Source organism: Amycolatopsis palatopharyngis (genome assembly GCF_003385185.1).
GTDB lineage: Bacteria > Actinomycetota > Actinomycetes > Mycobacteriales > Pseudonocardiaceae > Amycolatopsis > Amycolatopsis palatopharyngis.
The window spans coordinates 139,659-166,019 of record NZ_PQHZ01000011.1 but is presented as its reverse complement, the minus strand read 5'-3'; the positions used below and the strand labels follow the sequence as shown (position 1 = coordinate 166,019).

Annotated in this window: 24 protein-coding genes; 15 read left to right on the top strand and 9 right to left on the bottom strand. The window is 63.2% G+C overall.

All coding sequences use genetic code 11. The features are described from left to right. The first annotated feature begins 80 nt into the window (after nt 1-80). Together D0C15_RS11460 and D0C15_RS11455 are read left to right on the top strand one after the other, a co-directional pair. The gene (locus D0C15_RS11460; RefSeq protein ID WP_116043906.1) at nt 81-995 is read left to right on the top strand and encodes a fumarylacetoacetate hydrolase family protein; all 915 of its coding nucleotides are present in this window, start codon (nt 81-83) and stop codon (nt 993-995) included. Continuing rightward, complete coding sequence (locus tag D0C15_RS11455; RefSeq protein WP_116043905.1) at nt 992-2,473, top strand: aldehyde dehydrogenase (NADP(+)); 1,482 nt, start codon at nt 992-994, stop codon at nt 2,471-2,473. The genes D0C15_RS11460 and D0C15_RS11455 overlap by 4 nt, the downstream gene beginning before the upstream one ends. 22 nt (nt 2,474-2,495) lie before the next feature. On the opposite strand, the gene D0C15_RS34085 is transcribed toward D0C15_RS11455, so the two are convergent. Then, nucleotides 2,496-2,636: a hypothetical protein gene (locus tag D0C15_RS34085; protein WP_211323170.1), complete on the bottom strand. Its 141-nt coding sequence runs from the start codon at nt 2,634-2,636 to the stop codon at nt 2,496-2,498. A gap of 357 nt (nt 2,637-2,993) precedes the next feature. Between D0C15_RS34085 and D0C15_RS11450 the strand changes: the two genes are divergently transcribed. The 6 genes from D0C15_RS11450 to D0C15_RS11425 all read left to right on the top strand — a co-directional run bounded on the left by D0C15_RS11450 (nt 2,994) and on the right by D0C15_RS11425 (nt 9,026). Continuing rightward, complete coding sequence (locus D0C15_RS11450; RefSeq protein ID WP_162830032.1) at nt 2,994-4,010, top strand: LacI family DNA-binding transcriptional regulator; 1,017 nt, start codon at nt 2,994-2,996, stop codon at nt 4,008-4,010. Nucleotides 4,011-4,129: 119 nt separating this feature from the next. Then, the gene (locus D0C15_RS11445; protein WP_116043901.1) at nt 4,130-5,065 is read left to right on the top strand and encodes a ribokinase; all 936 of its coding nucleotides are present in this window, start codon (nt 4,130-4,132) and stop codon (nt 5,063-5,065) included. Between the two features lie 8 nt (nt 5,066-5,073). Further along, the gene (gene rbsD, locus D0C15_RS11440; protein ID WP_116043899.1) at nt 5,074-5,478 is read left to right on the top strand and encodes a D-ribose pyranase; all 405 of its coding nucleotides are present in this window, start codon (nt 5,074-5,076) and stop codon (nt 5,476-5,478) included. A gap of 14 nt (nt 5,479-5,492) precedes the next feature. Continuing rightward, nucleotides 5,493-6,989 carry a sugar ABC transporter ATP-binding protein gene (locus D0C15_RS11435; protein ID WP_116043897.1) on the top strand — a complete coding sequence of 499 codons (1,497 nt, stop codon included), beginning with the start codon at nt 5,493-5,495 and terminating at the stop codon, nt 6,987-6,989. A 44-nt stretch (nt 6,990-7,033) separates the two neighbouring features. Beyond that, the gene (locus tag D0C15_RS11430; protein WP_245975711.1) at nt 7,034-7,996 is read left to right on the top strand and encodes an ABC transporter permease; all 963 of its coding nucleotides are present in this window, start codon (nt 7,034-7,036) and stop codon (nt 7,994-7,996) included. Between the two features lie 22 nt (nt 7,997-8,018). Continuing rightward, a complete protein-coding gene (locus D0C15_RS11425; RefSeq protein WP_162830031.1) occupies nt 8,019-9,026 on the top strand; it encodes a substrate-binding domain-containing protein in 1,008 nt (335 codons plus the stop codon). 277 nt (nt 9,027-9,303) lie between these two features. Here the strand turns inward: D0C15_RS11425 and D0C15_RS11420 are convergent, their stop codons facing one another. From D0C15_RS11420 to D0C15_RS11400, 5 genes are read right to left on the bottom strand one after another with little or no spacing between them, the layout of a single operon-like run. Then, the gene (locus D0C15_RS11420) at nt 9,304-10,050 is read right to left on the bottom strand and encodes an SDR family NAD(P)-dependent oxidoreductase (protein ID WP_116043958.1); all 747 of its coding nucleotides are present in this window, start codon (nt 10,048-10,050) and stop codon (nt 9,304-9,306) included. Further along, nucleotides 10,047-11,381, bottom strand: coding sequence for a histidinol dehydrogenase (gene hisD / locus D0C15_RS11415; protein WP_116043891.1), 1,335 nt, complete (start codon nt 11,379-11,381; stop codon nt 10,047-10,049). The genes D0C15_RS11420 and hisD overlap by 4 nt, the downstream gene beginning before the upstream one ends. Nucleotides 11,382-11,421: 40 nt before the next feature. After that, nucleotides 11,422-13,998 (bottom strand): branched-chain amino acid ABC transporter ATP-binding protein/permease, encoded by a 2,577-nt coding sequence (locus D0C15_RS11410; protein WP_116043888.1) that lies wholly within the window; start codon nt 13,996-13,998, stop codon nt 11,422-11,424. Then, nucleotides 13,995-14,870 (bottom strand): branched-chain amino acid ABC transporter permease, encoded by an 876-nt coding sequence (locus D0C15_RS11405; protein WP_116043886.1) that lies wholly within the window; start codon nt 14,868-14,870, stop codon nt 13,995-13,997. Before D0C15_RS11405 ends, D0C15_RS11410 begins: the two co-directional genes overlap by 4 nt. 40 nt (nt 14,871-14,910) lie before the next feature. Then, the gene (locus D0C15_RS11400) at nt 14,911-16,161 is read right to left on the bottom strand and encodes an ABC transporter substrate-binding protein (protein ID WP_116043883.1); all 1,251 of its coding nucleotides are present in this window, start codon (nt 16,159-16,161) and stop codon (nt 14,911-14,913) included. 161 nt (nt 16,162-16,322) lie between these two features. On the opposite strand from D0C15_RS11400, the gene D0C15_RS11395 reads away from it, so the two are divergent. The 4 genes from D0C15_RS11395 to D0C15_RS11380 all read left to right on the top strand — a co-directional run bounded on the left by D0C15_RS11395 (nt 16,323) and on the right by D0C15_RS11380 (nt 20,386). Next, on the top strand, nt 16,323-17,312 hold the full coding sequence (locus tag D0C15_RS11395) for a 3-hydroxyacyl-CoA dehydrogenase family protein (RefSeq protein ID WP_116043880.1): 990 nt from the start codon (nt 16,323-16,325) through the stop codon (nt 17,310-17,312). Further along, on the top strand, nt 17,305-18,333 hold the full coding sequence (locus D0C15_RS11390) for a ketopantoate reductase family protein (RefSeq protein WP_116043877.1): 1,029 nt from the start codon (nt 17,305-17,307) through the stop codon (nt 18,331-18,333). Before D0C15_RS11395 ends, D0C15_RS11390 begins: the two co-directional genes overlap by 8 nt. 64 nt (nt 18,334-18,397) lie before the next feature. After that, nucleotides 18,398-19,414, top strand: coding sequence for a LacI family DNA-binding transcriptional regulator (locus D0C15_RS11385; protein ID WP_116043874.1), 1,017 nt, complete (start codon nt 18,398-18,400; stop codon nt 19,412-19,414). A 42-nt stretch (nt 19,415-19,456) separates the two neighbouring features. Further along, nucleotides 19,457-20,386, top strand: coding sequence for a beta-keto acid cleavage family enzyme (locus D0C15_RS11380; protein ID WP_116043871.1), 930 nt, complete (start codon nt 19,457-19,459; stop codon nt 20,384-20,386). An 889-nt stretch (nt 20,387-21,275) separates the two neighbouring features. Here the strand turns inward: D0C15_RS11380 and D0C15_RS35685 are convergent. The 3 genes from D0C15_RS35685 to D0C15_RS11365 all read right to left on the bottom strand — a co-directional run bounded on the left by D0C15_RS35685 (nt 21,276) and on the right by D0C15_RS11365 (nt 22,985). Next, a complete protein-coding gene (locus D0C15_RS35685; protein ID WP_116043868.1) occupies nt 21,276-21,455 on the bottom strand; it encodes an SDR family NAD(P)-dependent oxidoreductase in 180 nt (59 codons plus the stop codon). Nucleotides 21,456-21,525: 70 nt separating this feature from the next. After that, complete coding sequence (locus tag D0C15_RS11370) at nt 21,526-22,275, bottom strand: MBL fold metallo-hydrolase (protein WP_116043866.1); 750 nt, start codon at nt 22,273-22,275, stop codon at nt 21,526-21,528. Then, nucleotides 22,272-22,985, bottom strand: a complete 714-nt coding sequence (locus D0C15_RS11365; RefSeq protein ID WP_162830030.1) for a GntR family transcriptional regulator — start codon at nt 22,983-22,985, stop codon at nt 22,272-22,274. Before D0C15_RS11365 ends, D0C15_RS11370 begins: the two co-directional genes overlap by 4 nt. Before the next feature lie 245 nt (nt 22,986-23,230). On the opposite strand from D0C15_RS11365, the gene D0C15_RS11360 reads away from it, so the two are divergent. The 3 genes from D0C15_RS11360 (at nt 23,231) to D0C15_RS11350 (ending at nt 26,350) form a co-directional block, all read left to right on the top strand. Next, nucleotides 23,231-24,547: an ABC transporter substrate-binding protein gene (locus tag D0C15_RS11360; protein ID WP_116043860.1), complete on the top strand. Its 1,317-nt coding sequence runs from the start codon at nt 23,231-23,233 to the stop codon at nt 24,545-24,547. Nucleotides 24,548-24,708: 161 nt separating this feature from the next. Continuing rightward, a complete protein-coding gene (locus D0C15_RS11355) occupies nt 24,709-25,518 on the top strand; it encodes a carbohydrate ABC transporter permease (RefSeq protein ID WP_162830029.1) in 810 nt (269 codons plus the stop codon). Nucleotides 25,519-25,546: 28 nt separating this feature from the next. Continuing rightward, nucleotides 25,547-26,350, top strand: coding sequence for a carbohydrate ABC transporter permease (locus D0C15_RS11350; RefSeq protein ID WP_116043855.1), 804 nt, complete (start codon nt 25,547-25,549; stop codon nt 26,348-26,350). Nucleotides 26,351-26,361 lie beyond the last annotated feature (11 nt).

Sequence of the window (26,361 nt, the reverse complement as noted above, 5' to 3'; positions counted from 1 at the left end):
GAAACTAACCGGTGCTGCTGCTGTGTTGGTCTGACTGCCAGCACATGCACGCTGAACCAACGTACGATCTGAGGAGGACTATGCACATCGTTCGCTATGCCGAGCGCGACACCGGAGCGGTCCACGTCGGCGCCCTACAAGATCAGCAGGTAGCGCCTCTTGAGAATGTTCATAGCTTCGCCGAGCTGCTGGGGCTCTCGCTCGAGCAGGCGCGCAAGCTGACCGAAGGCGCCGCGAACGCGAACGGACGTCCCGTCGACGAGGTTCTGCTATTGCCGCCGGTCGATGGGCTAACGGAAGTATGGGCTTCGGGGGTCACCTACGGACGGTCGATGGATGCTCGTGTGGAGGAGAGCGCCAGCCAGGACATCTACACTCGCGTGTATGGGGCGGATCGCCCCGAGTTGTTTTTCAAGTGCCCTTCCTGGCGGGTTGTCACTGAAGGTGAGCCTGTCGCGGTCCGACCGGACTCGGAGATCACGGTGCCCGAGCCCGAGCTGGCACTGATAGTGAACTCGGTAGGTGAGGTGCTGGGTTACACGGTTTGCAACGATATGTCGTCGCGTGATATCGAGGGCGAGAACCCGCTCTACATCCCGCAGGCGAAGACCTACGCTGGCAGTTGCGCGATCGCGGTAGGGGTGCGACCGGTATGGGAGGTCGTGAACGCGACGGTGCTGTCAATCCGGCTCAGCGTGTGCCGAGATGGTGTCGTTGTGTTCGCCGGGGAGACCAGCACGGCACGATTGCACCGCTCGCTTCGTGACCTCGTCGACCACCTGTTTCGGGCGATCGACTTCCCAGCCGGGGTCGTGCTGTCCACTGGCACCGGCATCGTGCCTGAGATCGACTTCACTCTGCGTCTGGGCGACAGAGTCAATATCGATATCGATGAAGTCGGCTCGTTGTCCAACCCGGTGCGCAGCATCAAGGAAGCAGTGAGGTGGGCCGCCACCGCCATCGACAACCCGCTCACTCGTCTGGAGATCCGATGACTTCTCTCGTGCACGAGACCGACCGCTCGACCTTGAACGCCGTCCTGTCTGCCGCGGCCAACGCGGCCGCACCATTTGCCGACACCGCGCCCACTGTCCGCGCCCGTGCGCTGCGCGTGGTGGCCGACGTGCTCGATGCCGCAGTCGACGAGCTCGTCGAGTTGGCAGTGGCGGAGACTTCACTCACGAGGTTGCGGTTGTCCGGCGAGGTGGCGCGCACGACCGGGCAACTGCGGATGTTCGCCGCCGGCCTGGAGGAAGGCTCCTGGTTCGACGCGATCATCGACACAGCCGACCCGCAGGCCACTCCGGTGCCCCGTCCGGATCTGCGACGCGGTCAGGTTGGGATAGGTCCGGTATTGGTGTTCGCCGCAGGCAACTTCCCTTTCGCCTTCAGTGTCGCTGGCGGGGACATGGCCTCCGCGCTCGCGGCCGGGTGCCCGGTTGTGCTCAAAGCTCACCCGGGTCATCCGCGCACTTCGGAGCGCACTGCGGTTCTGGTGGCAGAGGCGCTGGCCGATGCCGGTCTGCCACCCGGTTCGTTCGCCCTGATACAGGGCCAGCAGGCCGGTGTCGACGTGTTGCGAGATCCGCGCATCTCGGCGGCGACGTTCACCGGATCCCTGCAGGGTGGCCGGGCGCTCTTCGACATCGCCACCAGCCGGGAGGTGCCGATCCCGTTCTTCGCCGAGATGGGCAGTCTCAACCCGGTCTTCGTCACCCCTGGCGCTGTGGCAGCACGCGGGCAGGAGATCGCCGAGAGCTACGTGGGTTCCTTCACGTTGGGAGTCGGGCAGTTCTGCACTAAGCCCGGGCTGATTTTCCTGCCCAAGGGGCACGGGCTCACCGACGCCTTGATCGAGGCGATGAGTGGTGTGGCGGCCGGTCGCATGCTCTTCGACCGCATCCATACCGGCCACCAGCACGTACGCGATACCCTGCTCGGCCATTCCGGCATCGAGGTATTGGTGCAGGGCGATGTCGACGAGGGCAAGGTCGCCGCGACGCTGCTGGCCACAGACGTGCCCACGCTGCTGGCGGCTCGGGAGTCGCTGCTCACCGAGTGCTTCGGTCCGACGTCGATCATCGTGGAGTACGACTGTGATGATGAGGCGGTCCAGGGTGCTGCTGCGTTCACTGGCAATCTGACCGGGACGATTCACGCGGAGAGCGACGACGAGGCACTGAGCGGACGGCTGTTGAACGCGCTGCGCGACCGGGTTGGGCGGTTGGTGTGGAACGGCTGGCCGACCGGTGTGGCCGTGTGCTGGGCTATGCAGCACGGCGGGCCCTACCCGGCTACCACTGCACCAGAGCACACTTCCGTGGGCATGACGGCAATGCGACGGTTCCTGCGCCCAATCTCCTACCAGAACCTGCCGCAGCAGCTGCTACCCGAGTCGTTGCGCGACCGCAACGTCCTCGGTATCCCGCGTCGCGTCAATGGCCGGATCACCACCGAGGACGTGTCGTGGTGATTGCCGCTGCCCGGCCATAAACTCATTCAGTGTCGTCGGCGAGCCACACGCCGACCTCGCCGAGGATGCGGCACTTCCGGCGTAGCCGCTGCTGCACCTGCAGCCGTGGTTCGGCGACGTGGCGGCCCTGGTCGCCGCCACCGTGGGCACAGTGAAAACGCACGCTCCTCGCTTTCGCCACTCGGCTGACAGCAGTTGGGGAACAAGCTTGCGGAATGCGCCGGCCGTGGTACGTCATCGCCTGGCGTTCCAGCACCAGCTCACGGCTGGGTCGCCAAACAGGTCGACCTGGGCTCTGGCTAACGAGAGAGCCATCAGAACTGACTGGACGCGAACTCCCACTGCAGTTGCCGGGTCCACAAGCACACTGGTGTCGTGAGTCAGCGCGCTACCCGTCATCTCGGTTCCGGCGAGCGTGAGGCTTGCGACGTTGTCCTCGGCGCACTGCTACGACAGGACCATTGACATCCGGCCATCTTGATTGTAAACGTTCTCTGTCATCGTTTACAGCGAGGTGAATGTGGCGACTATCCATGAGGTGGCGGCCAAAGCGGGTGTGTCCACGGCGACAGTCTCGCGGTACCTTCGCGGCCAGAAGGTGCGATCCGCTCAGGCGGTGAACGCCGCTGTTGCCGCGCTCGGCTACTCGCCCAACGCGGTGGCGCAGAGCCTGAAATCCGGTCGAACGGGCATGATCGGTGTCGTCGTCCCTGACGTCACCAACCCGTTCTTCGCCGCCGTGGCCAAGGGGCTCGAACAGGTCTGCCAGGGTCAGTCGTTCCGAATGTTGCTCGCGAACAGCGGCGAGAGCGCCGAGACGGAGCAGGAAATCCTGGCCGACCTCGTTCATCGGGTGGACGGTGTGATCCTCGCGCCGGCGACCGAGCAGGATGACGCGCCGTTGCAACTGCGTGAGGCGGGCGTTCCCGCGGTTTTCCTCGATCGCGAGCTCGCCGGAGACGAACCTTTCGACGCTGTGTTGGTGGACAACGTCGGGGGCGCCCACGCCGCGGCCAAGCACCTAACCGACCTCGGGCACACTCGGATCGCGATGATCAACGGGCCGGCCGACACCACACCAGGACGCGGTCGCCGCGAGGGCTTTCTTGCCGGGCTCGAGGAGGCTGGCATCGAACTGCCGCCTGAGTACGACCTCATGGGTGGCTTCCAGGAGGGCACGGCGCACCAGCTCGCACTGCAGTTGCTCGCCCAGCCGGAACCGCCCACCGCGATCTTTACCGGCAACAACCTTATGACTGTCGGCGTGCTCAAAGCGCTGCAGGACATGCGGGTCGATGTGCCGGGTGAGGTTTCAGTCCTCGGTTTCGACGACCTCACTCTCGGCTCACTGCTGCGTTCGCCGCTGACTTGCATCGACCGGCCCGACGTCGAGCAGGGTGCGCTGGCCATGCGCCTCATGCTCAGCCGGATCACCCACGACACCCCCGGCGCGCCCCGCCGCATCGTGCTCGACACCCAGTTACTGGTGCGCGAGTCGACGGCGAGTCCGCGCCCGACACGGAAGGCGCGTCGATGAACGTCACCGCGGCGATCAACCCCGCCGAGCTGAGCCGACCGGCCGACCTCTTGGAAACCAAAATTGTCTGCCACCCGCGCGGACTGTAGCCCACCGGACCAGAAAGGCGATCAATGACGATGAGTCGCTCTGGAGTTGTGGTGATCGGCAGCATCACCGCTGACGTCACGGCCTTCGCGGACCGCCTGCCGCGACCGGGAGAGACGGTGCTCGGTAAGGACTTCACCCTGGTACTCGGCGGCAAGGGAGCGAATCAGGCCGTGTCGTCCGCGCATCTCGGCGTGCCGACGTGGATGGTTGGCCACGTCGGTGAAGACCCGTTCGCCGACCTTACTCGTGATTCTCTTGCCGAGCACGGTGTGCGCATCGACTGGGTGCGCCGGGTGCCAGGTCCCACGGGGGTCGCGCACATCCGCGTTGACAACTGTGGGCAGAACGACATCGTGATCACCCCGTTGGCTAATGCTCATCTCGACGAGGCGGCCGTGGACCGCGCGCTGGAGGTGTTGGCGCCGCAGGCGTCGGTGCTGTTGCTGCAGTTGGAGATCCGCTCCGAAATTAGTGTGTATGCAGCGGCTGCGGGACGCCGGGCGGGACTGCGCGTCATCCTCGACCCTGCTCCCGCGGCAGAGTTGCCCGACGAGGTGTGGCGTGACATCGACGTGGTCACTCCCAACGAGAGCGAGGCCGCGGCGATCACCGGGGTCGAGGTGACCGATCACGGCTCCGCCGTACGCGCTGCGCGATGGTTCATCGACCGCAGTGTCGGCCAGGCGATTGTCACTCTCGGCGACAAGGGTGCCGTGAGCGTCGATGCGAGCGGCGCCACGGTTTTCGACGCGATTCCGGTGTCCGTGATCGACACGACCGCCGCAGGCGACGCGTTTACCGGAACGTTCGGTGGAGCCCTCGCATCAGGTTGGTCCACAAAAGACGCCATAAACTTGGCCATGGCGTCAGGTGCCCTCGCCGTCACCAAGCCGGGCGCTAGCCCGTCCCTTCCTGGTCTCGCCGAGATCACCCAACTCGCAGGACAACCCGACAGAGTCATGTGAGGAGTGAAGTGCGCCGAAATAACGGAACGCTCAACAGTCAGCTGGCCAGAGTAATCTCGGAGACCGGCCACACCGATCAGCTTGTGGTGACTGACGCCGGCCTTCCAATTCCGTCCACTGTGGAACGGGTCGATCTTGCGATCCGGAAGAACCTGCCGCGTTTCCTCGACCTGCTCGACGCAGTGCTCGACGAGGTCTCGATCGAGGCGGCGTTGCTGTCCGAGGAGATCAGGCAGCACAGTCCCGACATGCTCGCAGCAATCGAGGAACGGCTTGCCAAATTCGGCATCGTCGCCGAGTTTGTCCCGCACGACGCGTTTAAGGCGACCACTGCGGACGCTCGGGCTGCGGTCCGTTCGGGCGAATTCACGCCGTACGCCAATGTGCTGCTTACCGCAGGCGTCGTCTACTGACAGGACTGTCGACCATGCACTTACACGTCAATGGTGTCGTCAAACGCTTCGGCGAGAACACGGTGCTCGCTGGTGTGGATTTCGACGTACGCTCAGGCGAGGTTGTGGCGCTTGTCGGGGAGAACGGCGCGGGAAAGTCCACCTTGACACGCGTCATCGCAGGAGTGTGCCGGCCGGAATACGGGCGCCTGGAGATCGACGATCAGCCTGCCGGGTTTCGTACACCCGACGACGCGATGGCACGTGGAATCCAGGTGATCTACCAGGAGTTCCGACAGAATTTGTTTCCGAACCTCTCGGTTGCGGAGAACCTGTTCGTGCGCGAGGAGGGCCGGCGGTTCGGGCGGCTACTGGTGTCGAAGTCCGCTATGGCCGCCGAGACCGCGCGTTTGCTGGGCGACATGGGCATGACCGTCGACCCCCAGGTCAAGGTTGGCCGGTTGAGCGTGGCCGAACAGCAGATGGTGGAGATCGCCAAGGTGATGACCCACGACTTGCGGATGCTCATCCTCGACGAACCGACCGCCGCACTGGACGGCAGGGAGTCCGAGGAGTTGTTTCGGCACGTCGAACGGCTGCGCGGCGAAGGCGTCGCGATCGTCTACATCACCCACCGCCTCGACGAGGTGTTCGCGCTCGCCGACCGGGTCGTGGTCCTGCGCGACGGGGCTGTCGCGCTGACCGGGGTGACCTGCGAGTTGACCCGCGAAAAGGTCGTCTCGGCGATGGTCGGCCGAACCGTCGACGACCTGTACCCCAAGCAGGACAACACCCGCGACGACATTGTGCTGTCCGTGTGCGGGCTGGGTCGCCGAGGGGTATTCGAGGACATTGACCTGGACGTGCGGGCGGGGGAGATCGTCGGTCTCGGTGGCGTGCTCGGCTCCGGGCGAGGCGACGTTCTGCGGACGCTGTTCGGACTAGACCGGGCAGACAGTGGCACTGTCTCGGTTCACGGCAAGCCAGTCAACGCGCGAACCCCCGCCCAGGCGATTCGCTCGGGTATCGCGTACCTCACGCCTGACCGGCAGGCGGAAGGACTCTGCACCGGGCGGACGGTGCGGGAAAACATCAGTCTCGCCGCGCTCGCGGACTTCGGCGGTCCTCTCGGCCTGGTGCGCCGGCAGGCCGAGAAGCAAGCCGTCGATGAGCTGATCACCGAACTGCGGGTGCACACCGCATCGCGGGAGGTCGCGATGGGCACGTTGTCTGGCGGTAACCAGCAGAAGACGCTGTTCGCAAAGTGGCTCATGACCCGCCCGCTGGTGCTGCTCATGGAAGAACCGACCAGGGGCGTCGACGTAGGGGCGAAGGCCGAGATCTACCGGCTCATGAACGAGCTCACCGCGCGGGGCGTCGCGATCGTGCTCGTGAGCTCCGACCTTCCCGAACTCGTCGCGATGTCCGATCGGGTCTTGGTATTACGACAGGGGCGAATAGCCGCGCAGCTGCACGGCGGGGACGTTACCCAGCACGCCGTGCTCGAACACGCTCTGGAGGCAGCCGCATGAGCCACCGTTTTCGCCGCACTCTCGGTGAGTTCCGCGCCGTGTGGATGCTGCTCGTCGTCGGTGTCGTTCTCAGTATCGTCTCGCCCGTTTTCCTGACGTCGACGAACCTGTTGAACGTCGCATTGGCGACCTCGGTCATGGCCCTGCTCGCCGCTGGTCAGACCTTCGTGATCATCCTTGCGGAGATCGATTTGTCGGTGGGTGCCACGCTGGGTTTCTCCGCGATGGTCACTGCGCTCACACTGCAGGGGCAGCCCACCATCGTCGGCATCGCCGTGGGCCTGGGCGTCGGTGCGGCGGCAGGCTTGATCAACGGCCTGTTCGTCACCAAGACGCGTATGCCGTCGTTCATCGCGACGCTCGCGATGATGTCTGTGCTCGCCGGTCTCACACTGCAACTTTCCGAAGGTAACCCGATCGCGGTAAACGACTACGACTTCCAGAACATCGGCCAGGCCGAGGTACTCGGCGTGCCGGTCCCCGTGTGGCTCATGATCGTGGTCTTCGCGGTGTGCGGCACCCTGCTCTCCAGGACCCGGTTCGGTCGCTACGTCTATGCCACCGGGGATAACGCCGAGGCGGCCAAGCTGTCCGGTATTCCCACTGACCGGGTCAAGATCCAGGCGTTCATGATCAGCGGCCTGCTGTCCGGGCTGGCCGGCTTCATTGTGACGGCGCGGCTATCGACCGCGTCGCCCACTGCCGGCACGGGCCTTGAGCTCGTGGCGATCGCGGCAGTGATCATCGGCGGGACGAGTCTCGCCGGTGGTCGCGGCAACCTCGTTGGCACGCTCGTCGGAGCCTTCATTCTCGGAGTCGTCGACAACGGTATGAACCTGCTCGACGTCTCGCCCTTCCTGCAAAACGTAGTGAAGGGCGCGGTGATCCTGTTTGCCGTGTTGCTGGACCGCAATGCGGCCTCGTTCCGTGTCATGTTCGGCCGTCGGCCACCCTCGTCGCCGGCTTCCCGCTCAATCGAGCAGCCGAACGATCTCGTCCGCAAGTGACCCCATCACCCGAGAGGTTTCCATGAGACACCACCACGTCCGCAGCGTCGCGGCCGTCTTCTTCGTCGGACTGTCCCTGATCGCCGGCGCTTGCAGCCGTCCGGCTGAGGACGCCACAGCATCCGGCCCCGACGCCAGCGAAAGAAGCGCGGTGCTGATTATGAGCACCTTGAACAACCCGTTCTTCGTCAGCGTGAAAAACGGTGCGGAGGCGCAGGCCGCGAAGAACGGTATCGAGCTCAACGTGCAGAATGCCAACAACAGTGCCAGCACAGCACTCGACTTGGCGACCACGGCTGTCACAAAGCAGCCTGGAATCCTGATCCTCGACCCGGTCGGCAGCCAGTCGGGCACTGCGTCGGTGAACGCCGCCAACCAGGCGGGCGTGCCGGTGATGGCCTTCGACCGCCGACCTGACGGCGGCAATCTCGAGACATTCGTCGGCTACGACCCCATCCAGGCAGGTCGCAACGCAGCCGACGCGCTCGCGAAAGGGCTTGGGAAGGAGGGCAAAATCGTCGAGATCCAAGGCATCCTCGGCACGAACGTCGCGCGAGACCGCAGCAAAGGGTTCCAGGAGCAAATCGCGGAGTACTCAGGCATAGCGACGGTCGCCACGCAGGCCGCGGACTTCGACAGGGGCAAGGCACTCAATGTGATGACGAACATTCTTCAGGCACATCCCGACATCAACGGCGTCTATGCCGCCAATGACGAGATGGCGATGGGCGTGCTCGCGGCGTTGAAGGCACGGAACCTGACGGACAAGGTCGTGTTGGTCGGCAACGACGGAATCGCCGATGCGCTCGCCGCGGTCAACGCAGGCGAGATGTACGCCACGAACGCCGAGTCGCCATATGCGCTCGGCCAGAAAGTCATCGACCTGGCCACGAACGTTCTCGAAGGCAATCAGGTAGAGAAGGACACGAAGCTGCAAGGCGAACTCGTGACCAAGGAAAACGTGGCCGAATACGCGCAGAAACTGATCAGCATCGGCGCGACCGCTGACGTACCCCCCGCTCTTCGGTGAGATCTGGTCCGCAGGCCCCTTGTTTGCGTGAGCGCAAGCAAGGGGCCTGCGGACGGGTTCGAGACACCGAAGCAGATCACGGCGGCTGCCGTGCTGCCATGCCAAGCCTCCACATCGACGACCCAGCCGTCCTCCACCGCGATTTCGGCGGCCGAGTGACTCCCTCGGTGAGCGGGGCGGTGACGACCTCGTCTACGACGACGACCCGCGGCGGTCTGCGGCTGACTCAGTGATCTCGACGAGCAGCGTCCACGCGCAACTCACGAGATCAACGCAGTCATCGAGCCGTCCAGCCGCCATCGACGAGCAAGGTGTGGCCTGTGACCATGGCGGCCATGTCTCCGCTCAGGTACGCCACGGCGCCGACGACGTCCTCTGGGCGGGCGAACCGGCCCATGGGAATCCGGCCGAGGAATCTCTCCCGGAGTTCGGGTTGCTCCAATGTCGACCTGGTGAGTTCGGTCAACACGAAAGTAGGGGCGACAGAGTTCACGCGGATGTCATGTTCGGCCAGCTCCAAGGCCAGCGCCCGGGTGAGCTGGACGAGGCCGCCCTTGCTCGCGCAGTAGGCCGCACGCTCCTCGATGCCGACCGCGCCGGCTTGAGAGCCGATGTTGACGACCGAGCCAGGCCTGTTTTCCGCGCGCATGTGACCGACGACGGCTTGGGTGAGGAAGAAGACACCCTTGAGGTTGGTGTCGACGACGGTGTCCCAGTCGGACTCGGTCACGTCGGGCATGGCGGCCGGCCGGTTGACCCCGGCGTTGTTCACCAGGATGTCGATGCCGCCATCTGCCCAGACCTGGTCCACCACGGTGTGGATCGACGCGGTGTCGCGGACGTCGAGCGTGCACGGATTGGTGCCATAGCGCTCGGCCAGCCAATGAGCTGTTCTCACGTCCCGGCTGGTCGCGACCACTTGGGCTCCCAGTTCGGCCAGTCCGTCGGCGATTGCGGTTCCCAGTCCGCCAGCCGCACCGGAGACCAGTGCACGACGGCGGTTGAGGCCGAAGTCGACTGTCACAGCGAGTCCTGCGCGGGCCACTCCGACATCCTCTCCGGGGCCCACGTGAGTGGGTCTCCGGCGTACTTGGCGGCGCGGACGTCACCGGAACGCGCGTGGCCCTCGAACAACTCGACTCTTGAGGCACGTCCGCAAACCCTGCCCAGCTCGGCGCTGGTCGATGCGTCGTCGACCTGCTGGTAGGTAACCGTCTTGAGGTATTTTCCTACCCACAGCCCCCCGGTGTACCGGGCCGCGCCGCGTGTTGGCAGCACGTGATTGGTGCCGATGACTTTGTCCCCATAGGAGACGCAGGTGCCCTCGCCCAGGAACAGCGCGCCGTAATTTCGCATCTTTTCCAGCGCCTCCCGCGGCTGCGCGGTGAGCACCTGAACGTGCTCGCTGGCGAAGTCATCCGCAAGCGCGTACGCCTGCTCCAGGTCATCCACGACGTGTACCTCGCCGTGGTCCTGCCACGCCGGTCCGGCCATGTCCTGTGTTGGCATGCCGGGTAAAATGCGTTCCACGTGTTGCAGCACTGCCCGGGCTACATCTTCGGAGGTAGTGATCAGCACTGCCGGGGAGTCTGGGCCATGCTCGGCCTGGCTCAGCAGGTCGACCGCGACCACGAATGGGTCGGCCGAAGCATCCGCGATCACCAGTGTTTCGGTGGGACCGGCGAACAGGTCGATGCCGACCGACCCGAACAGCTGGCGTTTGGCTTCGGCCACGTAGGCGTTGCCGGGGCCGGCTATCAGGTCCACGCGAGGAATCGTTTCGGTACCCAACGCCATGGCGACCACGGCCTGTACACCTCCGAGCAGATAGATCTCGTCCGCACCGGCCAGATGCATCGCGGCAACGGTGGCAACCGGTACCTCGCCGCGAATGGGCGGAGTGCAGGCCATCACCCTGGACACGCCAGCGACCTTGGCCGTCACCACAGTCATGTGTGCTGATGCTGTCAACGGGTAGCGGCCTCCCGGCACATATGCTCCCGACGCTGCGATGGGAATGTGCCGTTGTCCTAGGCGGACTCCGGGAAGAGTTTCGGTCTCCAGATCCAGCATCGAGTCGCGTTGCTGTTGGGCGAAGTCGCGTACCTGCTTCTGGGCGAACTCAATGTCCTCGATCACCTGTGCGGGTACCTGGGACAGGTGCCGGTCGATGTCGTGCTCCGAGAGCCGAAACGACTCAGGGCTCCAGGAGTCGAACTTCTCGGAGTAGTGACGAACGGCGGCGTCGCCGCGTTCGCGGATGTCGGCGATGATGGCGGCAACGGACTCCTGCACCCCGGACTGGGCAGAGGCGTCCTGCTTCTTCTTGGTCGCAGGCTTCAGCACCTTCGACATGGTCAATCTCCTTTCGGTGGGCAAACGACAGGACGGGCGCTCACACTCCCATGAGGCGCTGGCTCAATTCCTTGTCGTTTTGGAGGTCGGCCGGAGAGCCCTCGAACACGATCTGGCCGTTGGACATGACATACGCCCGGTCGGCCAGAGCCAACGCCAGTTCGAAGCTCTGCTCCACCAGCAAGATGGTCAACTCTCCGCGCAGCTCACGTATGACCTGCACGATGTCGGAGACGACGATCTGGGCTAGGCCCTCGAACGGTTCGTCCAACAGCAGCAACCGGGTGTTGGACACCAGCGCCCTGGCCATGGCCAGCATCTGCCGCTCCCCGCCGGACAGGTTGGCTGCTTGCCGGCCTTGCAAGCGCTGTAGCATCGGAAACCGCTCGTACACGCGTGCGACCGTCCAACCCTGGCCTCCTGACGCGTCCCTGGCGGCCAGTTTGAGGTTCTCGTGTACGGACAGGTTCCCGAACACGCGGCGTCCTTGGGGGACCAAACCGACACCGGCGCGGGCGACGCGCTCCGGCGGTGCGTTGGTGACGTCCGCGCCGGCCACGGTGATCGTGCCGTGACGTACCGGGACGGTCCCCATGATGCTCATCAGTGTCGTAGTCTTGCCTGCGCCGTTGCGGCCGAGTAAGCAGACCACCTCTCCCTCATGCACCCGCAGGCTCACTCGTTCCAGGGCTTGACTCTTGTCGTAGAAGGAGTCCACGTCGACGGCTTCGAGAAGCGCGGGTGCGTCGGTGCGGTCAACCCGGTCGACCTCACTGACCTGCGCTTCGCCCATGTAAGCCAATTGCACGTCAGGGTCGGACCGCACTTGTTCGGGTGGTCCGTCAGCGAGTACTTGACCGCGGCTGAGGACCGTCACCACATCCGTCAGGGCCATTAGCCGCTCGATGTCGTGTTCGATCAGCAGGATTGTCATGCCGAGCTCCTGGTTCAGGCGACGGATGACGTTGCTGACCGCGTCCCGGCCGCTGCTGGGCAGACCCGCGAACGGCTCGTCGAGAAGGAGCATCGACGGACCGCTGGCGAGTGCCATGGCGATGTCGAGCAATCGTTGGTCGCCGTGGGAGAGCACCCCGGCCAACAGGTGTTCCTTACCGGCCAGCCCCCACTCGTTGACGAGTTCCTGGGCGCGGTTGCTGACGTCGGGCAAGGCATCGGCGCGGGTATGTACCTGTTGCTTGTGCCGGGTCGCGGCCTGCACGGCGACTTCGACGTTCTCGCCAACGGTGAGGTCCTTGAACACGCTGACGATCTGGAACGAGCGGGCCATACCGCGCTCCGCCAACTCGTGCATGGGCAGTGCACTGACATCCTCGCCGCCGAACAGTACTTGTCCTGCGGTCTTCGGCATCGTTCCGCTCAGGCAATTGAAGAACGTAGTTTTGCCGGCACCATTGGGTCCGATCAAGCCGTGGACGGTTCCCTCGTGCACCTGTAGGTCCACCCGGTCGACTGCGGTGAAACCGCCGAAGCGTTTGATTATCCCGGAAGCAGACAGCACAACTGGTCCACCGACGCGATCTCTGCCCACCGTTGCCGCTTCGGCACCGAGGTTGGCGGGATTAGTTATGGCCGCGGAACTTGATGCGGGTTCGCTGTCGTCCGGTGACGGCGAACTGACCTGATGGACAGCCTTGGCATGACGGAACACTCGTCGCCACAGCCGCTGTGCGAGGCCGCTGAGGCCTTGCGGGCTGAACAGGATGAACGCCATGAAGAGAAGACCGAAGAAGAGCATCCAGTTATCGGTGAACGACGACAGCGACTCACGGACGTAGACGAAGAAGAAACTGCCCAGCGCCGGACCGAGGAACGCACTCGTACCGCCGAGAATCGTCATTGCGGTGATCTGGCCGGAAAAAGAGGCGTGGAACAACGTCGGAAAGGTATATGCGAGGGCGTAGACGTACAACGCTCCTGCCAGCCCGGTGAAGCCGGCAGAGACGACGAACGCGACCACTTTGTATCGGTAGGGGCTGTAGCCCAGAGCACGGACCCGATCCTCGTTGCCCTTGATGGCGCGCAGGACGCGCCCGAACGGGGACCGGGTGAACCGCCACATCAACAAGACGCCGATGAATACGATGGCGGCGCTGAGGTAGTAGTAGTTGGCACGGTTGGACATGTCGAGACCGGCGACGCTCACCGGCCCGAAGTCGCCGAGACCGTTCTCCCCGCCGGTGATGTCGGTGGCGCGGTAGACCAGGTAGAAGCCACCCATGCCAAAGGCCAACGTGATCAAGGAGAAGTAGACGCCGCTGCTCTTGCGCAGCACCAGCGCCCCGACGAGCAGGCCGATCGCGGCTGCCGCCAGAGCACCGGCCGCGATCGGCACGAGCATCGAGTCCGGCAGAAGCCGCAGCTGCAGCAACGCCGCAACGTAGGCCCCGACGCCGAAAAACAGGCCGTGTCCGAAGGACAACAGCCCGGTGTATCCGAGCAGGACGTTGTAGGCGACGGCCATCAGCGCGAAGCATGCGATCTCGGTCGCCAGCAATACACTGCCGGCGGTCAGTACGACCGCGAACGGTAGTAGCAGCAGGACTACGCCGAACAGCGTCATTGGGTGGCGGACGAGCTGTCCGATCTTGACGATCATTCGAACCTCTCCCAGTGCTGACCGAACAGGCCTCGCGGTCGAAAGAGCAGCACAGCAATCATCAGGGCGAACATCGAGGCCTGCGAATACGCTGGTGCGTAGGCAGCGGTCAATGTGACCACGACGCCGACCAGCAGGCCGGAGCCAACCGATCCCCAGAACGAGCCCAGCCCGCCTATGACTACCACCACGAACGCGATGGTGAGCACGTCGGTGCCCATAGCGGGCTGCACCCCGGCCAGGGGCGCGGACAGCACTCCGGCGAGCGCGGCTAGCGCAGCCCCGACGCCGAATACCAGTGTGAAAGTGGGTTTGAGGCTGATGCCGAGCAGCCGCACCATCTCGCCGTCGCGGCTGCCGGCACGGATGATTAGTCCGGCTGGCGTGCGATTGAAGAACAACCACAGCAACCCGACGACCACGGCGACCATCGCCACGATGAACAGCCGATACACCGAGTAGTTCAGTCCCAGCAGCTCGACCGAGCCGCTGAGGAAGTCCGGGATGCCGAAGGGAATGCCGGTAGGGCCCCAGATCATCCGGATGGCGTCTTCACCGACCAGTGTCAGTCCGAATGTGAACAGCAGGCCCAGGATCGGGTCGACGGCGTAGAACCGCCGCAAGAACAATACCTCGAGGACCATCGCAATCACGGCCACACCGAGCGGGGCGACAACAAGGCTGAGCCAGAACGGCAGTTCTACGATCCCGCCGGACACCGCCAGGGCCAGGTAGGCGCCGAGAGCGTAGAGGATCCCGTGGGCGAAGTTCACGATGCCGAGTAGCCCGAAGATGATGGACAGACCCAGCGCCATGACGACGTACAGCGTTCCGGAGACGAGGCCATCGAGGATGTAACGCAGCAGCGTCATCGGTTACCTCCGCTTCGGGCGCCTTCCCCTCGGGGAAAGTTCACAACGAGCATGCGCTGCGCTCCTTGGGGATCTGGATTTCTTCCAGGTCACGTCCGGGGCCGGGCACCGGCTGCTGGATGTTGAAAATGTCGTAACTGTCTTCCATATTCTTCGCGTCGACCTCGACGGCGTACATGTCATACATCAGCTGGTTGTCCTGCGTGCGGATGACGGCAGGACGTTCCTTGAGCACATCGAACTTCATGCCGCTTCGCAACGCCTTCACGACGGCCTCGGTATCGACCGAGCCAGCCTTCTCCACCGCGGCTGCCCATACCTTGATTGCCGTGTAGCTCTGCCACGCCTGGTTGTCCGGCGGTGTTCCGTTGTGCTTGTCGCGCCAACGCTGGACAAATTCTTGGTTGGCTGGCGTATCCAATTTATGGTAATAGGTGGCTGGCCATACGCCGGTCAAGTTCTCCGCTCCGGCCGCCCAGAATTGTACAGTGTCCATAACCCCGCCAGTGACCTGAAAAGGCGCCCCGTACTCTTGGGTGTACTGCTTGAGGAAGGTTGTCTGATCCTCCCCGGCCAGGTTCAGGAAGACGTCGTCGGGTTTGGCCAGGGTCAATTTACGGATGTAGCTGGTGTAGTTTCGCGTGCCAGTGGGTACCAGTTCGTCACCGACCAGTTTTCCACCACTTACCCTTTCCTTGAGCAACCGCAAAGTCTCTTCGCGCAAGTCGTGGCCAAACGCGTAGTCCGCGGTGAGCATGTAGTGCTGGGAGGCCTCCTGCTCGGCGACCCACAGACCCACGGTGGAGACATACATGCTGTTATTGCCGTCGACGTGAAAGACGTAGCGGCTGCATTGTTCACTGCGGCCCTCATTGGAGTTCCAGCCGGTGTTGAAGTAGGTCGTCTTGCTACGGTCGGCGATGTCTGAGATCGCCAGCCCCGACGCACTCGAGATCTCGCCGAACAGTGCATCAACCTTCTCGTCCTCAACCAGGCTGGTGGCCTTCTGTACCGCCACGCCCGGGTCCACACTGTCCTCGGAGATGAGTTCGATCTGGCGACCCAGTAGGCCGCCAGCGGTGTTGATCTCGTCGACCGCGAACTTCGTCCCGGCCAGGTCCTTTGCGCCGAGCTGACCCAGGAAGCCTGACTTCGGGGTCAGATGGCCGATGAGGATGGAGCCACTGCTGTCGTTCTGGCTGTCCTCGGTCTGCTGTAAGGCTGAGCAGCTCGCTGTCAGCGCGACCACGCTGAGCAGCGACACCGCGCGGGCACTGAATCCTCGAATCATTTGCCTCTCCCTGGCTTCGTCCGCTCCGGCTTGTAGCCGCGCCTGGGTACGTATTCATCCTGGGCCTAGCGAAAACCGCCGAGAATATGGTTACGTATCCATTCGGGTAACGGGACCATGCCAGTGGATGTACGACACCGTCAAGAGGTGAAGGAGTGCTGATGACGATCGACGCGACTGAGGGTGGCTCGCTAGTCCAGCGGGCCACGGTGCTCGGCGGCGGCACGATGGGACTGGGCATCGCCCAGGTGCTCGCGGTAGCTGGCATCGATGTCGCATTGTGCGACGCCAGCCCCGCGCTGACCCGGAGTGCGATGGAACGGTTGCGGCAGCGGACGCGGACGCAGGTCGAGGCGGGTCTGCGCGAGCCCGAAGACATGGACCGCGTAGGCAGTGTGCGCGGTTGCTTCCCGCCGGAAGACGCGGTCGCTGCCACCGACCTGGTGTGTGAGGCGGTGCCGGAGGACCTGCCGCTGAAGCGGTCACTGCTTCACAGTGTCTCCGGGGCCGCGCCGACGGAGACCATTATCGCGTCGAACACGTCCTCGTTCCCGATCGACGAGCTGGCCGAGCACGTGCATCGGCCGCAGCGATTCCTGGGCCTGCACTGGTTCAGCCCTCCGGAGTGGGTGCCTGGTGTCGAGGTCATCGCCGGTTCGCGCACGGCGCCGGAAGTGGTGCACGACTGTCACCTGCTGCTGCGCCGGCTCGGCAAATGTCCCACCGACGTTGCCAGCTCACCTGCGTTCGTTGCGAACCGGATCCAGATGGCGATGTTCCTCGAGGCCGTCTCCTGTGTCGAGGACGGCCTCGCATCAGCCGAACAGGTGGACGAGGTAGTGCGGTCGACATTCGGTTTTCGGTTGCCGAACTTCGGTCCCTTCCAGATCGCCGATATGGCCGGTCTGGACGTGTACCTGTCGGTGTTACGTACGTTGCAAGACGGCGTGGGTTCACGGTTTGCCCCGCCCCCGCGCCTGGTCGAACTGGTCGAGCAGGGACGTTTTGGCACTAAGGCCGGGGCCGGTTTCGGTGAGTACTCCGCGGATGAGGGTGACCAGCTGATGCGATACCGGGATACCCGCTATGCGGCGATGTCACGGTTCCTTAGCAAACCTTTGATCAGTGACGGGAGCGACGCCAATGCCTGACCTACGTCTGCTGGTGGTGGGAGCCGGTGCGATCGGTGGCGTCATTGCCGCCAAGCTCACTCGTGCCGGCTATGACGTGACCGCATTGGACGCCAACCGTGCGCACGTGGAACGGATGCGCGTACCGGGATTGGTCTTGGAGGACCTGGAGGACACGTGTCAGATCCCGATCAGGGCCGAGTACGACGCAGATGCGTTGGACCGACGTTTCGACTTCGCACTGATCACAGTCAAGGCCCCTTACCTGGAGGCCGCGCTGACCCCGCTGGTCGAGGCAGACCTGGTTGACACCTACGTGGCATTGGGTAACGGGCTGGTACAACACCGGCTTGGGCGGCTGGTCGGCAAGAACCGCCTGATGGTCGGCCTCGTAGAATGGGGAGCGACCAACCTTGGTCCCGGCCGCATCGCTCAGACCACGCGAGCACCGTTCGTAATAGGCGCGCACGGTGCGCGCACCCCGGCACTGTGCGAGGCGCTGGGTCACGTGGCCGAGGTTTGCGTCTCGACGGACATCGCCAGCCAGGTCTGGTCCAAACTCCTGGTCAACAGCACCTTTTCTGGTCTCGGTGCGGTCACTGGGCTGCTATACGGGCAGGTCGTCGGCTCGGTCGTAGGCCGGCGCGTCGCTCTCAGTCTGTGGACCGAAGGATTCGATGTGGCCCGAGCTTGTGGCGCGACGCCGGAGAAGGTTCTTGGTGTCCACCCCGAACAGCTGCTGGTGCGATCGGTCGAGGACATGCCCACAGCCGAGGTGCCGCTGCGCATCTTGATGAGCGCTGCCGCCGCGACCAAGGCTTCCATGTTGCAGGACCTCGAACGCGGTGCGGTGACCGAGGTCGACGACATCAATGGTGGGGTGGTGCGCGAGGGCGCGCAGGTTGGTCTGCCCACCCCGCTGAATCAACGCATCGTGGACCTCGTGCACGACTGCGAGCAGGGGCATCGCCAGCCCGAGCCGGCAGCGTTGGACCTCCTCGACGATCTCGTTGCGACGAGGCTGCCGGCAGAGCCTGCATGAGTGTGGCCAGGAAGACGTGTGCGCAAGCCCGAACGAGGCCGACGCTGGGCAAGGGCTGGCGCCGATGGTGACTAGCCGGGACGTGGCGCGGGCTGCCGGAGTATCACAAGCGACGGTATCGCGAGTGTTGCAGGGCAGCGACAATGTCACCGACGAGACCCGGAAGCGGGTGATGGAGGCGGTCTCCGCGACCGGGTATGAACCGAACGTCCTCGCCCGGGCGATGAAGACTCAACGCACTCAAACCATTGGTGTGGTGGTTGCCAGAATCACCAACCCTTACTACCCTCAGCTGATCGAGGCGCTCAGTGCCGAGCTCGCGAGCGCGAACCAGCGGATGGTGTTGTGGACCTCGGAAGGTGCAGGCGACGCCGGCGCCCTCGAGGCGATTCGGCAACGCATGGTCGATGGTGTCGTGTTCACCACGGTGACGGCCGAGTCGGTTCCACTGCACGAGGCGCTTCGCCGAAATGCTCCGGTTGTCACGCTCAATCGCAGCGTAGAAGGTATCGCGTGTGATCAGGTGACCAGCGACAATCTCGGTGGCAGCACCCAGGTCGTGCAGTACCTGGTCGGAGCGGGCCATAGCCGCCTCGGCTTCATCGGCGGGCCAATCGGTCCGAGTACCTCGGCGGAACGCGAACGCGGCTTTCGCCAGGGCGTGGCAGCTGCGGGCTTGCATTTGGACGAGAGGTTGTGCCGGCGAGGCGATTTTTCGCACGAGGACGGACATGCCGCCATGCGCGATCTACTGACTCTGGCGGACCCTCCCACCGCAGTGTTCTGCGTAAACGATCTCACCGCGATTGGCGCTATCGACGGGGCCCGCTCGCTGGGACGCGACGTACCTGAAGATGTCTGGGTAGTTGGGTATGACGACATCGCCATGGCCTCATGGGAGGGCTACGACCTGACCACCGTCCGCCAGCCGATCACCCAGATGGCCGAGCTCGCGGTCAAATTGTTGCTGCAGCGCATCGGCAAGACCGGTGCGGAACCCCGTCATCACAGGTATCCCCACGAGCTGGTCGTGCGCGGTTCCACCGCCAGGACACCGGCGCGAACCTTTGATCATGACTGACCACGCTGCCCGAAACCGCAGAATCGACAAGGAGAATCTCTTATGGACGACAAGGTCATTGTCACGTGTGCCCTGACCGGCGGGATGACTGTGCCATCGCAAAATCCGGCGATTCCCGTGACCGTTGACGAGATCATCGAGGAGGGCGTGGCAAGTTGCGAGGCAGGCGCCTCGATCCTGCATGTGCATGTGCGGGATCCGTCGACCGGGCGCCCGAGCGCAGACCTGGATCTCTTTGACGCTGTCATGGCCGGCCTTCGTGAACGTTGCGACGCCGTGGTGCAACCCACCACCGGAGGAGGAGCCGGAATGTCGATCACCGAGCGCGGAGCCGTGCTACCTCGATTGAAGCCTGAGATGGCTACCTTCAACGCAGGAAGCTTCAACTTTGGCATCTTCCCTGTCGCGCAACGCGATCTCGACTTCGCCGACTGGGAGAGAGATTATTTGGAGGGCACGCGCGACTATGTCTTCCGCAACACTTTCGCCGACATGGCTTACATGGCGAAGCTCATGCGCGAGGCAGACACACGTCCCGAGATCGAGGTGTATGACGTCGGGCAGTTGTACAACCTTCGCCAGCTGATGCGCGACGAAGTGCTCGAGCCGCCGTTCAACCTGCAGTTCGTGCTCGGTGTACTGGGAGCCAACGCCTGCGAGCCCGACCAGCTGCTGCACATGCTGCGCACCGCCGAACGCCTCTTCGGGGTCGGGACGTTCACCTGGTCTGCCGCAGGGGTGGGTTACCCAGGCGAATTCAACCTGGCCGCGCTCTCGCTGATGCTTGGCGGAAACGTGCGAGTAGGACTCGAGGACAACCTGCGACTGCATCGCTCACAACAAGCCGGTTCTAACGCAGAGTTGGTTCATAAAGTGGTGCAGCTTGCACGGTTCTTCGACCGTGAGCCTGCGAGTCCAAAGGAGACTCGGGAGCGCCTCGGCCTCAAGGGCCACCAAAGAGTTGCATTATGAGCCCCAGACATTCGAGCGGTGTCTTGAGCTGTATGGGGTGATCCCGCATCCCGGAATCGGGTATGGGAGTAGTCGCGACGTTCTCTGACCGCAGACATCGCAGCCGTGAGTCCAGTGGCGAGTGCACAGGTCCGGCAAGACATGCATTGTCCGACTATCTCCATTCCCGTCACGTACCAGCGCGGCGCTACAATGGTTGGACCGAATCGTCGGCAAGTGTTCATGATGGCTGGTCCGGAGCCGCCAACTGGGGTTGCCGGACCACTGCGAGGCAGCGCGTTGACGGTTCGAGATTTGGACATGAGATCATGGAGCCGCGCGTGGTCGGCAAACAGGACGATCTCGAGATCGCCGAGGTTCAGGACGCAAGAATGCTTGCAACCCAGCATGCGCCACCACTGCGACACACTGGACTGCGCCAGCCTTGGGAGCCCGGGAAGGGCAGTTCCCGACGGTTACCGAACAGCGGTGACGTTCGGCAGTGGCACCAAGTGGCGATTGGCGGGTCAGGGTTCGCATCGCTTGCGAGAACGATCGCGCGAACTGCAAACCATCCCTGGTCATCCAGCGTCACCCGCCGTGACATGCGGCTGTTCCCGGACGCAAGGGCGCTGAATTCCGGTGAATCTCCGCCGATGGATGCACAAGCCCCGCACATTGCTTATGCCCATCACAACACCGTTGTTGGGATCCAGGGCTGGCCTATGGGAGGTTGCCTCCGTGACCGGATGCGAGCAGGAGGGCGGTGGGTGCGACGTCGTGTGAAAGCTCGAAGCTGCGGAAGGTGGTTCGGTTTCCTTTGCGCGCTTCCATTCCTGGCTGAGTCCGTCAATCAGCGTCCAGAGCGGACCCGAGCGATAGCATTGACAAGCACTCCGCGCGCCGAAAATTACCTGGCTATCGCCTTCGTTAATCCGATGACATCGGCCTTGTTCGCACTGTAGTGGGTGAGCTCTGGTCTTTCCTTCTGGCTCAGTTGAGAGGAAACGTTGATGATGCGGCCAATAATTGGCGGTGAGCAAATGCGAGACACTGGTGCCAGGTTGGAAACACGATCGATGTCGATCATAAAGTGTCAGGTTGCCAGATTTATGTCGACCAGTGGCACCTCGATGAGGATTCGAAACGTCCATGTCTTGTCAGTCGGCAGGTAGCACGTTTTCGGGAGGGACAAGTCTACGGAATGTGGCAGCAGCCCGGTCCAGGTCATTCCTTGCGCGCTCGAGCACTAGCTCCCCGTGGCCGGGAAGCAGCACGTCAACACCCCGGTCGGCAAGTCCGATGACAGTCGTGGCGTAGAGGTCGAGCCGGCAGTCCGGGATAGCCTGGAGACTCACCCGTCCTCCAGCGAACAGGCAGTCTCCACTGAACAGGACGGTTCCGCGCGTACCGTGGAGGAGGAACACTAGATGCCCGTCGCTGTGGCCGGGCGCGTCGACGGCTTCGAGGCAAACGTCCCCCGAGCGGACATGTTGTCCGCCACGAATAGGCTCGAGCGTTGCGGGTCGCAGGCGATAGTCCGCTGGGTAAATGCCGGCCGCACGGGCACGGGCTACCTGTGTGCGTTCCTCGTCACCGGTCAGCAACGCCTGTGTTGTCAGTGGATGGCCGCGGACCTGAAGGCCGAGTTCTCGCGCCGTTGCCGCACCTCCTGCGTGATCGGCGTGGTAGTGCGTGATCAAGACGCTATCCAGGCGGAATGGGTCGCACACCTGCTCAATGTTGGCCAGCCACGTCTGCTCGCCGAGCCCGGAGCCGGCATCGATGAGAAAACCGCTCTCGCCATCCCAGATGAGGTAGCAATGGCAATCATGGGGGTCGGTAAATGCAGTCTCGTGGGTACCACTGCCGACCAACCACACGTCGTCAAGCACCTGCACCGCGGTCATGGGCGATGTCCGTGCGTAAATCGATCACCAATTTGGTTCATCACTTCATACCGGTCGTACCGGTAACGTGAACTCGCACGCTGCACGCACCGTCCCTCCACATCGTAGAACACGTCGAGCACTTCCAGAGTTGGCGCGCCATCCGGCAGGTCGAGTAGGCGCGCTTCGCGCGGCTCGACGGCTACAGCACGCACACATCGTGTCAGCGACGTAATGTCAATCCCTTCCTTCTTGAGCAGTGCGTGGAGGGACCCCTCGAGGTCCCCTCGCTCGAGCACTCGTTGAAGGCGCCGAGGGAGCTGAGTGACCTCCACGCACATCGGTTCCCCGTCAGCGAACCGTAGCCGTTCCATCCATACCACCTCGTCGTCGGCGGCGACGCCCAATACGTCTGCGACATCAGCGCCCGCTGGGACGATGGAGAGGCCCAAGAGTCGTGAGGACGGCATTAATCCACGCGACCGCATGTCCTCGGTGAAAGAGGTAAGACGAGGGCCCATGGCCACGGTTGGGCGACGTACGAAGGTGCCATTGCCGCGGACACGCTCCACGCGGCCCTCGGCTTGTAACTCGTCCAACGCCTGACGCAGCGTCATCCGGCTGACGCCGAAGCGCGTGGCGAGCGCGCGTTCGGTGGGGATGCGGGAGCCGCTGGGCGCGTGCCGGAACTCGTCACGCAACTCGTTGAGGATCTCAACGTACTTCGGCATCGTCGCGGAGTTTGGCGACGCGAGTGGTCCGGACGAGGACGCGGTGCGAGAAGACATCACCAGCCCTCGATTCTCGTAGCGGTCAGGCATTGACTGTTCTAGACCACTACCTTACGGTCTGGGAGACCATTCCGCAAAACTTCGGTTTAGGCGGATAAGTCTAGACCAGAGCGGCCGTGCGGCGGCGAGATGAACGACCCTCAGCCAGCGCAGGTCCTCGTCAATTCAGCGAAGGGACGAGTTCTATGAGGCTTCGCAGAGCGAAGGCCCTCGGCGCCGCATTCGTAGCGATGGCGCTCGTGGCAACGGGCTGCGGCGGGACAGGTGCGGGCGGTGGAGAAGGCAAGGAGAACGTGCTCACGCTGTGGCACATGGAACAGCCACCCAATCGCGTCAAGGCATTTCAAGAGCTCATCGACCGTTACAACGCCACCAACCCGGAATTCAAGGTCGAGCAGCAGGTCCAAGACTGGAACCAGATTTACACCAAGATTGCCGGTGCGACTCAGTCCCAGACGCAGCCCGACCTGCTGTTTACTCTGCCTGACTTCACGACCTACGTTCGGGAGCTTGGTTCCGCCCGTCCCGTGACCGAGTTGGTGAAGAAACTGGACTCTGAGCACAAGATCGCTGAGGTTGGTAAGGCGCCGTACCGGGACGAGGAAGAATACTGGGCCGTTCCGCTCTACGGTATGGTGCAGATGTTGTGGTACCGCAAGGACCTGCTCGCCGACGCTGGCGTCAAGGAAGCACCGCAGACCTGGAGCGAGTTGCTCGCTGCGGCTGAGAAGCTAACCAAGGGCGGCCAGAGTGGGATTGCTCTTCCTGCAGGCAAGAACCTCGCCACCGACCAGGTCATCTACAGCTTCATGCTGACCAACGGTGCCGGCAAGTTCCTCAGTGATGACGGCGGGGTCAACTTCGATCAGCCTGCGGTCACGGAGACCTTGGATTTCTACAAGAAGATGATGGCGTATTCGCCCCAAGACAGTGCCAACTATTCCTGGGGTGAGCCACAGGCGGCTTTCAATAGTGGTGCGGCCGCGATGGCAGTGGAGAAGGGCCAGTATCTCGCGCCATTCGAGGAGGAGTCGGGGCGTCCCCCGAGCGACCTCGGGTGCGCGTCTATTCCACAGCCGGAAGGTGGCCAGTCCGGGAGCATCCACTATTCCAACGCGGCAATGATTTTGTCTCAGGATGATGAACGCGCAGCGGCGGCCGAGAAGTTTCTGCAGTTCTTGCTGAAGCCGGAGAACTACGGCGACTTCCTCAACGCCGAGCCGGGGCTGTTCCTGCCGCTGACAGCGGATGGTGTGCAGGCGGAGTCCTGGACATCGCATCCGGTTATCGAGAAGTACCGTGGTTGTGTCGACAAGATGCTCGAGCAGTCGGAGACGGGTGACCTGTTCGGCTTCGTGGACGGTCAGTACGTCGATGAGGTAGGCAAGATTTCCAGTCAGAACATCCTCGCGCAGGTCGTCCAGCGCGTTGTCGTGCAGGGTGAGGACCCGAAGTCGGCCGTGGCCTGGGGACAGCAGCAGATGCAGGCGGCGGTGGAGTAGTAATGTCAGAAAGCTCTACGGCGGTGTCGGGTCGGGAGAGCGTCTCGACCCGACACCACGGGTCATCCATCAGGTCTGGCACCAAGACGCCAAGGCGAGTTCGCCGTCGAAAGAATCCGCACGTTTTCGGCCTGTTTCTCGTCGCACCACTGGTACTCCTGATGCTGGCGGTCATTGGTTTCCCATTGATCAACACGGTCTTGTTGAGCCTGCAGGACCAGGGTGTTGCGGGAACCGAGTCGCAGTTCGTCGGGACGGACACCTATCGCGACATGCTCGCTGACCCCGCGATGTGGAAGTCGCTCGGTCTCTCGTTCGTCTGGCTATTCGGTAACCTGACCGTTCAGACCGTTCTGGCCTTCGCGACCGCCTTGCTGCTCGCGCGCGGCAAACTGTGGTCACGGACGGCGAGGACGTGGATCCTTTTGCCGTGGGTCATCCCCACCGTTGCCGTGGCTGTGATCTGGCAATGGCTCATGAATAGCAATTACGGCATAGTGCCCAAGGTTCTCGGATTCTTTGGCGTCGACCACGTTCAGTTCTTCGCGGACAGCACGTGGGCCCTGCCTACACTGATCTTCATGAACAGCTGGCATTGGTTCCCGTTGGGTGCCGTGATCATCTTTGGTGCTTTGCGGACCGTTCCCACTGAAGTCTACGAGGCCGCGAGGGTGGATGGCGCCAACGCCTGGAACATGTTTTGGCGCATCACACTGCCGATTCTCCAGCCCGTGTTGTTCGCGCTCGGACTCGTCGGATCACTCTGGTCGTTCAACATCATCGACTCGATCTATCTTGTGACCAAAGGAGGTCCGGCTGGTGCCTCCAAGACGTCGCCGGTTTACATCTACGACACTGCCTTCAAGGAGTTTCAGGCTAGCGAAGCCGCTGCCGCGAGCGTTGTGGCCATCGTGCTGCTGGGCTTGCTGACGTGGATCTACATCGGCCTTGCCAGGCCAAAGGAGGTGTGAACACGTGTTTATCTCATGGATACGAAGCATGCCTCGTTGGGTCTCGATGGTGGTTCTGGCGGTGCTCGTCCTCGGGCCGGTCTACTGGGTGACGGCCTCGTCGTTCAAGGGGCGCGAGGAGATCCTGCGTACCAGCCCAACGCCAGTCCCGGAGTCCGGTACCTTCGACAATTTTCGGCAGTTGCTCACCGCGACGGATTATGGTGTGTACCTGTCGAACAGCTTCATCGTGGCCATCCTGACAGCCTTGTTCACCGCGATAGTGTCCTTCTGTGGCGCTTATGGGCTCTACCGAATGAATATTCCCGGAAGCCAGAAGATCGCCGGACTCGTGCTGCTGGCCTACATGATTCCAGGCACCCTGCTGCTCGTTCCGCTGTACCAGGTTTTTGCGCAGTTCCAACTGATAAACACTCTCACGGCTCTCGTTATCGTGAACATTGCCTTCACAGCACCCTTCTGTACGTGGCTGCTCCGTGGTTTCTTCCTGTCAATTCCGAGGGAAATTGACGAGGCGGCTGCGGTCGACGGGGCAGGACCAGTTCGCACCATGTTCCAGGTCGTCCTGCCATTGCTCGCTCCAGGGCTCGCCACTGTTGCTGTGTATGCATTCGTCTACTCATGGACCGAGTTCGTGTTCGCCTCCCAGTTGCTGGTGAGCGATGAGCTGAAGACGCTCCCCATCGGGCTCAGCGCGATTATGGGTCAGTACACGGTGAACTGGGGTCTGCTGATGGCCGGCACTGTCCTCACGATGCTGCCCGCGATCATTCCGTTCCTGTTCGTCGGGCGTTACTTCATCGGCGGGCTCACCGCCGGAGCCGTGAAGTAGTGCGGGACGAT